Source organism: Photobacterium sp. AWH4_225, assembly GCF_056158405.1.
Window position 1 is genome coordinate 1,445,243 of record NZ_JBSWTF010000001.1, and the last position, 15,023, is coordinate 1,460,265.

General features: G+C 44.9%; 14 protein-coding genes. 6 read left to right on the top strand and 8 right to left on the bottom strand.

The features are described 5' to 3' along the window. The gene (locus ACXAD4_RS07070) at positions 1-198 is read left to right on the top strand and encodes a hypothetical protein (RefSeq protein ID WP_475240016.1); all 198 of its coding nucleotides are present in this window, start codon (positions 1-3) and stop codon (positions 196-198) included. A 183-nt stretch (positions 199-381) separates the two neighbouring features. On the opposite strand, the gene ACXAD4_RS07075 is transcribed toward ACXAD4_RS07070, so the two are convergent. The 6 genes from ACXAD4_RS07075 to ACXAD4_RS07100 form a co-directional block, all read right to left on the bottom strand. Next, positions 382-705 carry a hypothetical protein gene (locus ACXAD4_RS07075; protein ID WP_475240018.1) on the bottom strand — a complete coding sequence of 108 codons (324 nt, stop codon included), beginning with the start codon at positions 703-705 and terminating at the stop codon, positions 382-384. A 90-nt stretch (positions 706-795) separates the two neighbouring features. Continuing rightward, complete coding sequence (locus tag ACXAD4_RS07080) at positions 796-1,161, bottom strand: hypothetical protein (RefSeq protein ID WP_475240020.1); 366 nt, start codon at positions 1,159-1,161, stop codon at positions 796-798. 1,166 nt (positions 1,162-2,327) lie between these two features. Beyond that, positions 2,328-3,077 carry a phosphate ABC transporter ATP-binding protein PstB gene (gene pstB / locus ACXAD4_RS07085; protein WP_475240023.1) on the bottom strand — a complete coding sequence of 250 codons (750 nt, stop codon included), beginning with the start codon at positions 3,075-3,077 and terminating at the stop codon, positions 2,328-2,330. A gap of 17 nt (positions 3,078-3,094) precedes the next feature. Beyond that, entirely contained in the window at positions 3,095-3,961 is an 867-nt protein-coding gene (gene pstA / locus ACXAD4_RS07090) for a phosphate ABC transporter permease PstA (protein WP_475240026.1), read from the bottom strand. A 5-nt stretch (positions 3,962-3,966) separates the two neighbouring features. Then, positions 3,967-4,878, bottom strand: a complete 912-nt coding sequence (pstC, locus tag ACXAD4_RS07095; protein WP_475240028.1) for a phosphate ABC transporter permease subunit PstC — start codon at positions 4,876-4,878, stop codon at positions 3,967-3,969. A 104-nt stretch (positions 4,879-4,982) separates the two neighbouring features. After that, positions 4,983-5,801 carry a phosphate ABC transporter substrate-binding protein gene (locus ACXAD4_RS07100; RefSeq protein WP_475240031.1) on the bottom strand — a complete coding sequence of 273 codons (819 nt, stop codon included), beginning with the start codon at positions 5,799-5,801 and terminating at the stop codon, positions 4,983-4,985. Positions 5,802-6,478: 677 nt separating this feature from the next. On the opposite strand from ACXAD4_RS07100, the gene ACXAD4_RS07105 reads away from it, so the two are divergent. The 3 genes from ACXAD4_RS07105 to ACXAD4_RS07115 all read left to right on the top strand — a co-directional run bounded on the left by ACXAD4_RS07105 (position 6,479) and on the right by ACXAD4_RS07115 (position 9,356). Next, entirely contained in the window at positions 6,479-7,396 is a 918-nt protein-coding gene (locus ACXAD4_RS07105; RefSeq protein WP_475240033.1) for a LysR family transcriptional regulator, read from the top strand. Between the two features lie 262 nt (positions 7,397-7,658). After that, positions 7,659-8,876 carry a NupC/NupG family nucleoside CNT transporter gene (locus tag ACXAD4_RS07110; protein ID WP_475240035.1) on the top strand — a complete coding sequence of 406 codons (1,218 nt, stop codon included), beginning with the start codon at positions 7,659-7,661 and terminating at the stop codon, positions 8,874-8,876. Between the two features lie 204 nt (positions 8,877-9,080). Continuing rightward, a complete protein-coding gene (locus tag ACXAD4_RS07115; RefSeq protein WP_475240038.1) occupies positions 9,081-9,356 on the top strand; it encodes a hypothetical protein in 276 nt (91 codons plus the stop codon). 19 nt (positions 9,357-9,375) lie between these two features. On the opposite strand, the gene ACXAD4_RS07120 is transcribed toward ACXAD4_RS07115, so the two are convergent. Together ACXAD4_RS07120 and ACXAD4_RS07125 are read right to left on the bottom strand one after the other, a co-directional pair. After that, positions 9,376-10,170: a family 16 glycosylhydrolase gene (locus ACXAD4_RS07120; RefSeq protein WP_475240040.1), complete on the bottom strand. Its 795-nt coding sequence runs from the start codon at positions 10,168-10,170 to the stop codon at positions 9,376-9,378. 168 nt (positions 10,171-10,338) lie between these two features. Continuing rightward, positions 10,339-11,790: a DUF3131 domain-containing protein gene (locus tag ACXAD4_RS07125; protein WP_475240043.1), complete on the bottom strand. Its 1,452-nt coding sequence runs from the start codon at positions 11,788-11,790 to the stop codon at positions 10,339-10,341. A gap of 210 nt (positions 11,791-12,000) precedes the next feature. Between ACXAD4_RS07125 and ACXAD4_RS07130 the strand changes: the two genes are divergently transcribed. Continuing rightward, complete coding sequence (locus ACXAD4_RS07130; RefSeq protein ID WP_475240046.1) at positions 12,001-13,725, top strand: type I secretion system permease/ATPase; 1,725 nt, start codon at positions 12,001-12,003, stop codon at positions 13,723-13,725. Beyond that, entirely contained in the window at positions 13,718-15,016 is a 1,299-nt protein-coding gene (locus tag ACXAD4_RS07135) for an HlyD family type I secretion periplasmic adaptor subunit (RefSeq protein WP_475240049.1), read from the top strand. The genes ACXAD4_RS07130 and ACXAD4_RS07135 overlap by 8 nt, the downstream gene beginning before the upstream one ends. The last annotated feature ends 7 nt before the right edge of the window (positions 15,017-15,023 follow it).

The following is a 15,023-nucleotide window of genomic DNA, read 5'->3' on the forward strand; positions in this document are numbered from 1 at the left end:
ATGGCACTCAGTAAATCATCACTAAAAAAAAGAATCATCACCGAACTGCAGGCCAAAGGCTTTGTCACAGAAGGAAAATTTGCTCAAGCTGGCAGCATGGCCGAAGCCATTGCCAATGCTGTGGTGGATGAAATCACTCAGAACGCTGAGGCTGATGTGAAGATTGGAAGCTCACAAGGGCGGCACTCGGTAGTTTGAACTTATGCTTTGTACGTTAGGGGGGAATAATTGTGGAAACGCAGCACATAGTTATAAGCAATGCGGCCATCTAAAATGAACTATTTGCCGTAGACACGAAACCCAACCTTGAACTTAAATTGCCAAGTGTCGGGAATCACTCTTAAACGTTTTTATAACTATCTCTTCGGTTCAACTCGAAACTTAGCTCACTTTTGATTGCTCAAAGATTGCATATATAGAAACAGAAAAACCAATTAGCGATAAGCAAAGCGCTGTCACACTAAACTTATTTAATTGTAGGTAAGTTTCGAAACCACGAATACCATTGTTCCGATAAGGTCTTCTTTTTGATGCGGCCTGCCCAAAGCTACCGAGTGCTGCAAGAGCGAAACCGAAAGGAATCCAAAACAAATGTCCAATTATTGGCGTAGACTCAAGAAAGAATGATCCAACACAAATAGGAACACCTATCGCATATAAAAAATGAAACCACTTCCAGCCTTCAACATTTGGGATGTTACTCATTTTTCCTCCGTAGTTATAATACTTTGCTCAGCCGCCAGATTGGATCCGCATTGTGCTAGTGTACTGTAAGCGGTCGGATACAGTAGCTTGTTACAGTTTCAGTGTTGGCTCAATTCTCTCAAATGAGTCCTTGATTTTGTCTTCGTTGGGGAGAAGCTTAACTAATAGGTTGAAACATTCCTTGTTTTGTTCAAGGGATGCGCTCACTGAAGCATGCATTTCTTTTGTCAGTGATTGCATTTTTGTTGTCCAGGGGGCTCCTATGATTTTTGTTGCTTGCTCTTTAGTTAGGGATTGGGGTGAGCCTTTTTCAATAAGATGCCGTTGTATTCTTTCGAATTCACTATCTCTTTTTGCGGATACTTCTATTGCGGATCTAGTGACCCATTCAGCATGAATTATCTTGCTTACAAGTGTGTATTCATCCTTTCCAAGAATTGACAGTAAATCTGACACCTTATGTTCTAGGTTGTATGGAAAATGAACTTCAATTAGAGTTATTTCGTGCCAGTCCAGTTTTCGGTCATTAGAAACTATTTTTCTTTGTATCTGATTGACTATTTCTTCATAGTGCCTACATAAAATAAGTGCATTGAGAATAGCCGATTCACGAATCTCTGTTATAGCCTTCTTTTCCTTTCTTTCTTGCCAGAGAATTGCTGCAATAGCACCTCCAGCTGCACCTGCTAGAGCTGAAATAAAAGTAATGAGAATATTTTGTAAAGTCTCGATGGTTAGCTCCTTTCTAAAAAAGCTTGAATATTTATTTACATCAATAAAATGACTTCATAAAGTACTGAATATACATGCTATTTAGTGACTATTATGTGCGATATGTTGAATTATAAAACATGTCTTTTATTTTATAATCAGGTGTTGAAATAAACAGGCTTCGTTTGTCATGACGAAACCACAAAGTCTTCGCCTAATGAAGAGTTCTGTTAAGTCTACAGCAACCTTGTGTAGGGGGGCATTGCGCCACGGTAAACTTCTGTGGAGACAGATTTCTCACGGAATCCGCACTCTTCCTCCCCTCCCGCGCGCTTTTCGATCAAAAAATTTTTCAGTTTTGCTTTTACGTAGTTCTAAGGCCAGCATTTGGAATGCATTGGATGCTCAGACCGCTTTAATAAAGGGACAGGGAGAGATTCGGAAACCTAAAAAATTCAGCAAAGAAGACCAGGGAAAATCTCAACGAATGATCAAGATTTCAGTGGATTTCATTCTAACGATCTCTGTGAATAGGTGGATGCTTTGGCTAAGTCGCTGTATTACAAGGAATGGTGTGGTTTTTCGTAGTGGTTTGGTTGATCGCGTCATAATCGATTATTTGAGAGTACGGTTTAAGTGTTTGAAAAATCAATAACTTAAAAATGCCCCCTCTTTTCAAACTGAAATACTCAGGAGAGTGTTTATACGGGGTTAGAAGAGGGGGAGTGATTGGTATAAAAATTGTCTGCCGCCATTTTGTCGCCATTACTTTGATTTTGTTAAAAATTAATGATTATAGGTTATTGTATTTAAACAAAAAAAGGCCCCCTACATGAGGGGGCAATATTTACCATCGCTATTATTATTCGTCAAAATTCTGCATAAGACTTGAGGAAGCGATTAAAAGGCTATTAACCAAAGTCACCGTTGACGTAACCGCGAGTACGGTCGTCTGCTGGCTGGCTGAATAGCACGTCTGTTGAATCGTGCTCTACCAGCTCACCCATCAAGAAGAAGGCGGTACGGTCGGAGATACGACGTGCCTGCTGCATGGAGTGGGTAACGATAACGATGGTGAAGTCCTTCTTCAGAGTCTCCATCAAATCTTCAATTTTCTTGGTCGCAATTGGGTCAAGTGCTGATGTTGGTTCGTCCATCAGGATCACTTCAGGCTCCATCGCGATAGTACGGGCGATACACAGACGCTGCTGCTGACCACCCGACAGGCCGAATGCGTGTGATTTCAAACGGTCTTTTACTTCATCCCAAAGGGCAGCGCCACGTAGAGAACGCTCTACTACCTCGTCTAGGATTTTCTTGTCTTTAACGCCCTGAGCACGAAGACCGTAAGCAATGTTCTCGTAGATGCTCATTGGGAACGGGTTCGGCTTCTGGAATACCATACCTACTTTGATGCGAAGCTGTGCAACGTCGATGTTGCCGTATACGTCTTCGCCATCCATCGACAGATTGCCTTCGATTTTAACGCCTTCGATCAGGTCGTTCATACGGTTAAGGCAACGCAGTAGGGTTGACTTACCACAGCCTGACGGGCCGATAAGCGCGGTTACCTGACGGTTTGGAATTGGCAGGTTGATTTGCTTAAGTGCCTGGTTTTCGCCGTAGTATAGGTCTAGATTTTCAATGCTAAATTTATTCATGGTTCTCTTCCTCAAAATTAGTAAGTCGCAGTATTGAATCGGCTAGCGATGATCTTCGTTAGCAAGTTAATAACAAGAACAACAATGATTAGAATGGTGGCGGTTGCGTATGCCTGGTTCCATTCGTGAATTGTGTATAGTTCCTGCGTTAGTTTGTACAGGTGGACGGTTAGCGTACGGCCAGAGTCGAACATGCTCTCTGGGATACGGGCAACCATACCTGCTGTCATGAAGACCGGTGCTGATTCACCGATAACACGACCTACACTGAGGATGATGGAGGTAACAATACCCGGCATAGCGCTTGGTAAGATTAGTCTCCAGATGGTGTAAATCTTAGATGCACCCAGACCATATGAACCTTCACGGTAAGTCTGAGGTACAGCCATTAGTGCTTCTTCAGTTGTACGGATAATAACTGGCAGAATTAGGATACTCAGGGTCAGGGCACCTGACAGGATAGAGTAACCGAAGCCCATTACGACAACGAAGAATGTCATACCGAATAGACCGTAGATAATCGACGGAATACCGGCCAGTGACTCAGTACAGAAACGAATCACCTTAACTAGCTTACTACCTACTTTTGCATATTCGGTTAGGTAGATAGCAGTCATGATACCTAGCGGTGCAGCAACACCGATTGAAGCGGCAACCATGTATAGGGTTGATACGATCATTGGCCAGATACCTGACTCTTGACCGATGGTGGTGTAGTCGCTGGTGATGAATGTCCAGTCTACGTAAGACAGGCCATTGCTGAGGATGTACCAAACAACCCACACTAGGAAGCCCACAGTGATAGAGGCTGCCGACCAGATAAGCGCCAGAGAAATTTTATCTTTCATCTGCTGCTTTTGTGTATTTGTACCTTTAAGAGCCATTGTGATTACCTCGCACGCTCACGGTTCAGATAAAGAAGCGCGCCGTTTAGTACCATGATGAAGACCAGAAGAACGATACCCGTTGCGTATAGTGCGCTTGCGTGCAAGCCCGTTGCGTATGACATTTCAATCGCAATGTTTGCCGTTAGGGTACGGGCTGAGTCCAACAGACCTTGTGGCATTGCCGGAGAGTTACCCATAACCATGATGATTGCCATGGTTTCACCCAGTGCACGGGCGACACCCAGGATAACGCCGGTCATGATGCCTGAGCGGGCAGCAGGTACTAGCAGCTTAAAGATAGTGAACATCTGCGATGCACCTAGTGCGTACGAACCTTCTTTGTAAGTACGAGGTACAGCGCGGATTGATGTTTCAGATACTGTGATAACCGTTGGCAGAATCATCACCGCAAGAACGATGATACCGGCCAAGATGGTGTTACCTGCAGGTACTGAGAAAACATCTTGAATCAGGGGTACGATGATAACCAGGCCGAAGAAACCGTATACAACAGACGGGATACCAGCTAGTAGTTCAATCATCGGACGGATTGTATTGGCAAGGCGCTTCGGGGCAACCTCGGCAATGAAAATCGCAGTTAGTACGCCAATTGGCACTCCCAGGACAACCGCACCTGCAGTAGAGACTACAGAAGCCACGATCATCGGAGCGATACCGTAAAGCGCAGGTGGAAGCCAGTTGGTACCGAATACGATAGGGCCAACACCGGCTTGGGCGAAGGCATCGTAGCCTTCACGGAAAATAAAGTAGCCAATTAAGATTAGCGATAGAATGCCAAGTGCAGCACTCGATAAAAATAGATATTTAAAAAACAGTTCGCGCCAGTCGACTTTATCTTTTGCTTTAAGCGAAGAGCCTTTAGCTGAACTTTCAATGTTATTTGCGATGGTCATAATTTTACTCCAGATATTGGCTAAACAAGGTTTACCCGAATACCGAGGAATCAACAAAAACCGGCCACCATCATCTGATGATGACCGGTAAATAAATCTTTTACTTAGTTAACAGCGATGTAGCCTTTGTCAGCAACAATCTTCTGGCCTTCTGGGCTCTTAATCCACTTAAGGAAATCTAGAGCTTCAGCTGATGGGCGGCCTTCTTTGTAAAGTACTAGGAATGGACGCTGTACACCGTACTCGCCAGCCTGGATAGCTTCAACAGATGGCTCATGGTTGTCGATTGACAGTGGGTTTACAGAATCGTCTACTGAACCTAGAGAGATGTAGCCGATAGCAAATGGGTTGTTAGCTACGATAGTTTTTAGCTGGCCGTTACCGCTTGCAACTTGTGCACGCTGAGAGATAGCCGAAACTGAAACATCGTTAACTTTCATTTTTAGGTCCATGATGTCTTCGAAAGCACCACGAGTACCAGAAGCTGTATCACGAGTTGCAACTACGATTGGCTTGTCTTCGCCACCAACTTCTTTCCAGTTAGTGATTTCGCCTTTGTAGATTTTCGTTACTTCTTCTTTAGATAGGTCGTTCACTGGGTTGCTTGGGTGTGCAACAACCGCGATACCGTCACGAGCGATAACAACTTCTTTGATGTTGTCTGCTTTCTCTGAATCTTTAAGGTCGCGAGAGCTCATACCTAGGTCAGAAGAACCGTCGTGGGCAGCACGAACACCAGCAGATGAACCTGGGCCCTGAACTTCGATTGTTACATCGTGAGATTGAGCGTAGGTCTCACCTAGAACTTCCATGATAGGTGTAACAGAGTTCGAACCTACAACAGAAACAGTTTCAGTTGCGATTGCTGGGTTGAATACCATTGAACCTGCTAGGGCTAGTGCGCCAATAACCTTTGTTTTCATTTTCCTAATCCTTAAAAAGCTGGCCGTATTGCCAATAGGTTTGAATGAACGAGGCCAAGATTAGGGAAGAAGTATGACAGTAATGTTTCAGTAGTTTGAACACTCTATGACGCTATTCATAAATGCTTAATATGTGCTCAATTTGATCTCTGTTCCAGTTCTTATTGTGGCGCGTAGCTATTAAGAGAAAAACGGCTACTGCATATTAGGCCATAGTGGTTAACGCATGAAGGTGCAACGCATTCAGTTTTATATGTTTTTTTGTTTGTATGGTTGGATATCCTTTTACTTTGCTTTTGGTCCTATTTTTTTGGTTGAAAGTGTTTGTTTTGTAGTGTTTTGTGGGGGTGTGTGCTTTTTGTAGTTTCTGTTGATTTGTGTTTCGTTAATTGGTTTTGCCGATCTTACATGGGCTTCAGCCAGATCTGGTGCGATTAAAGCTGAGCGTTGTTACGATAAAAAACTTTTTTCTATTTTTTTTTCTAAGAATGGCTGGTTTCATGAAATCGTAGGTTTTACCACCAAAATAGAGGCTCCTCTCTGCCTTTATATGACAGTTGTGAATGATGCTAAAGGGAGAAAGTAGTCGCTCGGTGGGAGAAAACGGGGTGAAATCGTAATTTGTCCCCCCTCTGTTACAATGTCTACCATACTGAGCTTCAAGAAAAACATTCATAATGATCAAAAAAGCCCAACAGATGGTTGTGTTTAATGCGCTGACCAATCAGCGTAGCTTTACCAAGGCGGCACAGCTACTTGATATATCCCGCACTCAAGTCAGCAAGCAGGTGCAGCAACTGGAACAAAGACTGGGAGTGCAGCTCGTACAGCGTACAACCCGTTCGTTTTCCTTAACCGAGGCAGGAGAAAGGTTTGCTGTGCACTGTGCCAATATCGTCGCCGAGATCAATGAAGCGGAAAGCGAGCTAGTCCAGAGTTCCGATAGTATGCAGGGGATCCTCAGAGTAGGCAGTGCCCAGTCTTTCGCTCGTCATCATATCGCGCCATACCTAGCGGCTTTCCATCAGCAATTCCCCCAACTAGATGTTGAAATGAGTTTGTTTGATCACAGAGTCGATCTTATCGCTGAGCAGCTGGACTTATGGATAGGAATGACTGACTCACCGCCGGAAGGGTTTGTCGCCAGGCATTTGGCCGATTGCCATTTTGTGCTTGCTGCAAGTCCTGATTACCTTGCTCGTCATGGTGTACCTTACCAGCCAGGTGATCTTGATAACCATAATTGCATTACCTATTACAGCCGAGAGCGTAAAGATAACATCTGGAGTTTTCAGATGAACGGTGAGCAACAAAATATCAAAGTCTCTGGAAACTACCGGGTCGATTCCGCGGATGCGATCCTTGATGCGACACTTGCTGGCCATGGGATAGGGTATTTGGCGACTTATTTATTGGACAAGGAGTTTCAAGAAGGCCGGCTAGTCCGCCTAATTCCAGATTGGGATTTGTCGCAGCACATGCCTTTATATGCTGTTTACCCTCGATACCAGTATTTGCCAAAGAAGGTCCAGGCATTTCTCGATTTTATTCGCGAGAAGATTGGTGAACCTGTGTACTGGGATAAGGTGCTTTAATCACCAGTAAGGCGCAAACACGAAATCGTTTTCGCATCATCACCTCTGTAATAAGGGGGGATATTGTCAACTATGGTGACAATAGTATCCCGTATTTGCACCAATCATGATGTATAGGCATGATTTGGCTTATAAATAGCCAGATCTCAAGCTGTATGTGGCGAAAGTGTAAATGTGTGTAACAAGTTGATCCTTGTCACAGTTTTATTTCTAAATAGAATGCCTCCGCAATCGTTTACTAACAAATTTGTGGAGTTTGACCATGAGCTATCTGGTCAGTGCACTAGGCGTATTGACGCTTTTTGCGGTTGCAGTTCTATTTTCAGAAAATCGTCGTGAAATTAACTGGCGTACTGTGGGTGGCGCTTTTGCCATTCAGCTGGTTTTTGCAGGCTTTATCTTATACGTGCCTGTAGGCCGTGAGATCCTCAACTCTGTGTCAGCGGCGGTTTCTGGAATCATCGACTACGGCCGTGTGGGCACTGAGTTTCTATTTGGCGAACTGGCTCAGTTCAAACTTGGCTTCATCTTCGCGGTTAATGTCCTGCCGACAATCGTCTTCTTCTCAGCACTGATCTCTGTGCTGTACTACTTGGGTGTGATGGGCTTTATTATCCGCAGTATCGGTGGTTTGCTTCAGCGCATGTTGGGTACTAGCCGTACTGAATCCATGTCGGCAACAGCGAATATCTTTGTTGGCTCTGTTGAAGCGCCATTGGTTGTCCGTCCTTACTTGGCCAAAATGAGTCGTTCAGAACTATTTGCTGTGATGGTGGGTGGTTTGGCTTCTGTTGCTGGTGGTACCTTGGTTGGCTACGCTGGCCTTGGTGTTGATATCAGTTACCTAATTGCTGCAAGCTTTATGTCGGCCCCTGCCGGTTTGATGATGGCTAAAATCCTTGTTCCTCAGACCGAAGTTATCAATGATGACAACGCAGCTGATGATAGTGCCGACGATGAGCCGGTTAACATTATCGATGCGGCAACTCAGGGTGCACTAAGCGGTTTGCAGATTGTTATGGCTGTAGGTGCTAGTTTACTGGCGATTATTAGTTTGATTGCACTGATCAATGGTGGTCTGGCGCACGTTGGTGGCTGGACCGGTATTGATAACCTGAGCCTTGAGCTAATTTTCGGTTACTTGTTTGCGCCAGTGGCATGGTTGATCGGTGTGCCGTGGTCTGAAGCGACTGTTGCTGCGAGCTTGATCGGCAAGAAGATTGCTGTAAATGAATTTGTTGCGTTTGCTGATTTGATGGCGGTTAAAGAGCAACTGAGCAGCCACTCTCAAGCTATTGTTACCTTTGCTCTATGTGGTTTTGCTAACCTGACTTCAATTGCAATGTTGATGGGTGGCCTAGGTGGTGTAGTGCCAAGCCGACGTCCTGATATTGCCCGTCTAGGCTTCAAAGCGATTTTTGCCGCGACGTTGGCAAACCTGATGAGTGCGACAATCGCAGGTGTATTCTTGTCTTTCTAAGGCGATAGTGGCCAATAGTCAGAAATTGACTGATAGATAAAAGAAAACAGAGTGCGATGCACTCTGTTTTTGTATGTATCAATAGTGCCAAGCACACTATGATCATTTGAACTGCAATATAAGACCTAAGGACCATTTGAGTATATGTAGCCAATCCGGTAGTGTCTGTCTCACATGTGATATAAGTCTGATAAAGGTCCGACGATGAAATCTGATGTAGATAAGTTGCTCAATCAGCATAATGCGCTTATTCACTCTGAAGATAAGAAAGTGACATCGCATACTCAACGTGAGTCGGGCGACTGGATTATGCATTCCCTGATGCTTGAGGGGTACGATGTGCCGTTTAAGTTCAAGCGCAAAAAAAAGTATCAATCACTAGCCGGTGCAAAGGTGAACCTGACTTACTATCCAGCCACTGAAGTTGTAGCTGGATTGACATTTGAAGTAATGAAAGTAGTAAGGATTAAGCGTGCTTAATTATGGTTAATGCCAGCGGCTAGTTTCTCAGCGAGCATTTCCGACCGGGAATAAAACGGAAGTTCCTGTACTCTGCGGTGACGGACGTGTTGAGATTTTTGCTGAATTCTCCTGCCCAATTAGAAATCCTTTCATCTGTCGCCCAGACATTGGCCATAATGCGAAGCCGGCTGTCGTTTTCGGAAGGAATAGGATCATCGCTGCTGTTTTTCACTTTGTAGACCAACTTGCCATCGATATACCACTTGATCCCCCCTTTGGTCCACTTAATGCCATAGCGATGGAAATCTTGTGAGGCATCAAAGTCCAAATAGATTAATTGCTCGTGGCTTTGAGCATAGCGATCGTCATTGGTCCAAAAGTTGACCTGCATAACATTGGTATTGTTGCCAAGAAATTCGACATCAATTTCGTTATGCATACCGTTACCATCTTCTGGTTTGTCATAAGGACCGGCAAACAGGAAGAAAGAACTGATCACACCAGGCTCTGCAATAGGCTTCATCTCTACTTCATAACAACCATAGCCAAAATATTCGTGGCTTCTTAGCTCCCCTGATTGAAACTCAAAGTCATCACTCCCATTGGGAGCGTGGCTCAAGGTGATTGCCATTCCATCTGTTGAGTGGCTAATCGCTTCTCCTTCCCAGCGGCTATAGAAAGGGAAACCATTGTTCCAGCCATCTGACTTCCACCAAAGGTCAGTATTGAGTTCGGTAAGCGGGTCTTCAATTGGGTTATTGGCAAGCGTAAAGGTTGAGAGTGTAAACATAGTGATGATGCCTGCCGTTTTACTGAGAGATCGTAACAACATAAATACAGATCCTTTGGAAATTAGAATAGGTTTGTAGCAAAGTTTCTTTAGCCACTAGGGAGTAAAACTAGCAGGATTTTTTTGCTCTATAACTGCAAACCTGTATTGGATTTGAGACGAAAATGAAAATATGAGACTTAATTTAGAAAGGTATTCTCAAAATGCAAATCAGCCTAGTTCAATTAACGGTTGAAAATGCCGTGACTTATACCATAAAGCACATAATATCAATGAGTTAGTGTTAATGTTGTAAGCGCTGTTAGGACCGCCATTTAAATAAACACCGGTAGGAACCGCTCTGTGAGTCAAGCTGTTGTTGATAACCTCATTGGATAATTGCTGACTGAAATCATCACCATCAAATAACACACTCAACCCATACGCGACTTTATTGCTAAAAATTTGTGGATTTTCGATAGGCTTGCCACCGGGAGCAATACTCAACCACGAACTACCGTAAATATAGATGTTGTTGTAAGAAAACCAAGGTGATCGACTCATGGCATCTTCCGCAAAGATCCAAGGGTTTGGCTCTTTGGTTGATTTTCGCTTTTGTAGACGAAACAGTACATCCAATTGATTCCACCATTGGTCTGTCGAACCGATCTCGATGCCATAGAGGACATAAGGATCCGTCGTGAAGTAGGGGAGGTTTCGCTTGTCTATAAGCACATCTAGCCCGTCAACACTGACTTTGCTTATATTATCTTGCTCATAGGCCATGCTGACATCAAAACCGAAGAGATCGAAGCCTGAGGCTGCATACTGTAGGTAACCCAAGCGACCTTCTTGGCGGTAGTGACGCTTCTTGGACGTTTTGAGTTCGCCGTATAGTGTCCCTTTAGAAACAGCTTTGTCTAAATCCCATTTATACAGGATGCGTTCAATGCCTTGGGTCAGTTGAGGCTTATGTACTTGAGCTATTTCCAGCCAAATCAGAAGCCTGCCAATATCCAATGCTGACCAACCATTGCCGTTTGAACTGCTATTGCTATAGCGCCCTGATGGCTTGGCTGTATGGGTATTGTATTCACGGTTAGGTAGAGAGTTATCGTATAGGGGAAGTTCGAATAGGGTATCTAAGGTCTTTTGCAGTTTGTTATCCGCTTGTTCCGTGGTGATGAGTCCGAGGCCTTCAGCTGAAAGTATGGCAGCGATGCCACTGGCGACATCCCACATTGTACTGTGATGATAGCCTTGCACTGAGTTTATGAGCCCAGTCTCTTCATTCCAATTCTGTTCGAAATAGTAATAAGCCTTTTTGGCGAGTAGCTTTTCGTTGCGACTTAGCTCAATGGGGGATAGCTTTTTGGTCGTAGGAACATGTACGGGGTCGGTTGCTACATGCAAAGTGTCAGCTTCAGGCTCAACAGATAATACTGTTTCTTCAGTATTGATCGGTGGTGCTATCGTGCGTCTTTGAAAATGGATTTCGCTATTAGACACATCTTGCTTGTTGTGGGTGACGCTACGGCCCCCATAAAAACTAGGCTCCGGTTCTTCAGTTTCGGTATTAAAAGCGGCAAACACTGAAAACGACAACAGCAATGACGTACATAAGGTAGTACATAATGCGATTTTTCGTCGTGTTTCTCTTGTTTGCAAAAATGCTTTAGGCATTACGATTGCATTCCTTTTCGTGACTCCTTACTAAGTTATATCGGTTTAATTCATATGTTGGGATAGTTTGCTATGCATGTGGAGCAAAAATGTGACGCTGCTCTCGTAGATAACTGTCTGATGTATAATTAATTATCTGCAAATTCTTTATTGTATTTTTTTTGCTTGTCCTATAATTCATATACCACTAGTGGCGTATGGGAAAGGGTTTTGCTTAAGGAAACGTTAGCAACGGCATTATCAGCGTGTAAGAAGGATCTGTATTTTGTCGCTCTTTTTAGTTTGGCGATCAACTTCCTTGTATTAACGCTGCCTGTATATAGCTTGCAATTATTCGATCGGGTGCTGAGCAGTACCAGTCTCGATACGCTCATGGCACTGATGGTTGTCGCCATCGGTTTATTGACGGCACAAGCAGTGATTGAACATGTGAGAACCTTGCTGCTGCAACGTTCGGGTTTGAAGTTGGATGTCTCGCTAAGCTCGTCATTATTGGCTGATAGCATTCGCCGTTCGTCCAAAATGAATCGGATTGAAAAGCAGGGGCTGCAAGATCTGACTGAGCTGCGTCAGTTCCTAGTGACACCCTCAACCTCTGCGGTTTTCGATATTCCATGGGTTCCGTTGTTTTTATTGATCCTATTTGTGTTGCATCCGTTACTCGGAATTATCGCGCTAATTGGTTGTTTGGTTTTTTGTGTCTTAGCTGTTGTTATGATGCTCTCAGCAAAGAAACCCAGTGAGCAGGCCCAAGCGTTAAGCATTAAAACCAGCACCGAGCTGAATGACTTTCTGAGGAATGCCCCAACACTGAGGGCGATGGGCATGGCCGATAGCGTTGGATCGCTATGGAACCGACGTAACTTCAAGCTATTGGATCTGCAATGGAAACTCAATGCCCGAACCGGTCAGCTATTATCAATCAGTCGCTATTTCAGAACTTTGCTACAAGCGATTGTTTTGACGGCCGGTGTCGTATTAGTGCTGCAAAATGAGCTTGGCGCCGGGGCGATTATCGCCAGTTCTATAATCATGGCCCGTGTATTGTCACCTTTTGAGCAAGCGGTAAGTGGCTGGAAGACGTGGTTCAGTGCGTTGCAGGCTTATAAACGGCTAAACCAGTATGAAGACAGCCAACAGGTCGAACCACAGACTGAACTCCCAGAGCCCAAAGGGGAATTGCTGCTTCATAATGTCGGGCTTAAATTCCAGCACCAAGGCCAGCCAGTGTTGCAGAACATCAGCTTTAAGCTGGGAGCAGGAAATGCACTGGCCATTATGGGGAATAGTGGCTCGGGAAAATCCACCCTTGCTGCTTTGATCATGGGGATCCACAAGCCAAGCATGGGCAGTATCAAGATCGATGGTGCTGCTATTGATCTCTGGCCTGAAGAGCAATTTGGCAAACATATTGGGTTCTTACCGCAAGAAGTTGGCTTACTGGCCGGTACGGTTGCCGAGAATATTTGTCGTTTTTCCAATGCTCCCGCAGAAGACATTATTCATGCTGCTCGCTTAGCCTGTATTCATGAGCTGATTATTTCTCTGCCGCAAGGTTATGACACCTATCTTGGGGAAGGAGGGATACAGCTGTCTGGTGGTCAGAAGCAAAGGATCGGACTGGCAAGGGCGATCTTTTCCAACCCCAGTGTACTGGTACTGGATGAACCGAACTCTAACTTAGATCCTGAAGGTGAGGTGGCATTGGCCATCGTGCTGCAGTACTGCAAAGAGAATCAAATCACAGTGGTGATGATCAGCCACCGCCCCGGGTTCTTGAGGCAGATGGACTGGGTCATTGTGCTTAAAGACGGCAAGATTGAAAAAGCGGGTACCTGCGATAAGTTCCTAGGAACCATGTCCGGTGTAGACAATTCGGCCGAAAAGTCGGCTAAGAGTTCTCAAGTTTCTGGGCAAGGGGTGAAGCATGGATAATCAGCGTTTTGATACTCGCAGCATCATTCTGTTTGGTTGTATATTCTTGCTGACAACTGTCGGGGGCTTTTTTGCCTGGGCGCTTACTACTCCGTTAGATTCGGCCTCTATTGCGCAAGGCACATTGGTGGTGGAATCTCAGCGTAAGAAAGTTCAGCACTTGCAGGGTGGCTGGGTAAAAGCTATCTACGTACAAGAAGGGCAACACGTCAAAACGGGCGATGTATTACTTGAGTTGTCCAATACTAAGGCTGAGTCGGATTATCGCCGGTTAGTGCTTCGAGCTGCGACACTCAATGCCCGTCACGATCGTTTGAAAGCAGAGCTTGGCCAAGAGCGTCAGATTGCGTGGACTTATCACGATCAGCATGATGTCGATGAAACGGAGCTTAACAATATCATTAACACCCAACAGCTGCAGTTTCAGCAGTCGTTATTACGCAGAGATTTATCGGAAGGACAGTACCAACAGAAAAGCATGGTGTTGGAAGAGCAACTACGCGGGGCCAGTTTCCAGCTAAAAGCCATCAATCGCCAACTATCTCTGGTTACGCAGGAAATTGCCATGACGGCAGGTTTATTAGAGAAGGGGTATGTGTCTAAAACCCGTATGTTGGAATTGCAACGTTATCAAGCTGGTATTGAAGCTCAGGTCGCGGAATTAACAGCGCAAATTGATGTATTTGAAGGCAAATTACGTTCGCTTGAGCAAGATCACCAGTCTGAAAAAGTAGAGTGGGAGCAACAGAGGGCTGCTGAGTTAGCGACGGTTGAGCGTGAATGGCGAGATGTCGCCGAGTCATTGAACGCCGCCAGTGATATCCGCTCTCGGGTTACTATCCGAAGTGAGCATACCGGTACGGTTGTTGGGCTCAACGTTCATAGTATCGGCGGGGTGATTAATCCCGGTGACGTGATTCTGGAAATTGTGCCAGACAGTGATGAGCTGATCGTCGAAGCATTGGTGAAGCCGGAAGATATTGATGTGGTACACAAAGGGTTGGAGGCCAGAGTACGGCTCAGTGCCTACAATGTCCGCCGCACACCACCAGTACATGGAGAAGTAATTTATGTTGCGGCTGACCGATTACAGCCTAAATCACAGCAGCAACCTATCGGGTATTTGGTCCGAGTAAAACTGGATAAAGATGAAGTGACCTCATTGGAACACATCGAGCTTTATCCGGGGATGCCGACAGAAGTCTTTATTTTGCTTGAAGCTCAAACCATGTGGGATTACTTCACAGCCCCATTATTCAATTCGTATTACCGAGCATTCAGAGAATCATAATCAGTGG

Excerpts from the sequence above, each read along its gene's own strand:
- ACXAD4_RS07070 (WP_475240016.1), top strand. The coding sequence starts at position 1 with ATGGCACTCAGTAAATCATCACTAAAAAAAAGAATCATCACCGAACTG.
- ACXAD4_RS07075 (WP_475240018.1), bottom strand. The coding sequence starts at position 705 with ATGAGTAACATCCCAAATGTTGAAGGCTGGAAGTGGTTTCATTTTTTA.
- pstB (WP_475240023.1), bottom strand. The coding sequence starts at position 3,077 with ATGAATAAATTTAGCATTGAAAATCTAGACCTATACTACGGCGAAAAC.
- pstA (WP_475240026.1), bottom strand. The coding sequence starts at position 3,961 with ATGGCTCTTAAAGGTACAAATACACAAAAGCAGCAGATGAAAGATAAA.
- pstC (WP_475240028.1), bottom strand. The coding sequence starts at position 4,878 with ATGACCATCGCAAATAACATTGAAAGTTCAGCTAAAGGCTCTTCGCTT.
- ACXAD4_RS07100 (WP_475240031.1), bottom strand. The coding sequence starts at position 5,801 with ATGAAAACAAAGGTTATTGGCGCACTAGCCCTAGCAGGTTCAATGGTA.
- ACXAD4_RS07105 (WP_475240033.1), top strand. The coding sequence starts at position 6,479 with ATGATCAAAAAAGCCCAACAGATGGTTGTGTTTAATGCGCTGACCAAT.
- ACXAD4_RS07110 (WP_475240035.1), top strand. The coding sequence starts at position 7,659 with ATGAGCTATCTGGTCAGTGCACTAGGCGTATTGACGCTTTTTGCGGTT.
- ACXAD4_RS07115 (WP_475240038.1), top strand. The coding sequence starts at position 9,081 with ATGAAATCTGATGTAGATAAGTTGCTCAATCAGCATAATGCGCTTATT.
- ACXAD4_RS07120 (WP_475240040.1), bottom strand. The coding sequence starts at position 10,170 with ATGTTGTTACGATCTCTCAGTAAAACGGCAGGCATCATCACTATGTTT.
- ACXAD4_RS07125 (WP_475240043.1), bottom strand. The coding sequence starts at position 11,790 with ATGCCTAAAGCATTTTTGCAAACAAGAGAAACACGACGAAAAATCGCA.
- ACXAD4_RS07135 (WP_475240049.1), top strand. The coding sequence starts at position 13,718 with ATGGATAATCAGCGTTTTGATACTCGCAGCATCATTCTGTTTGGTTGT.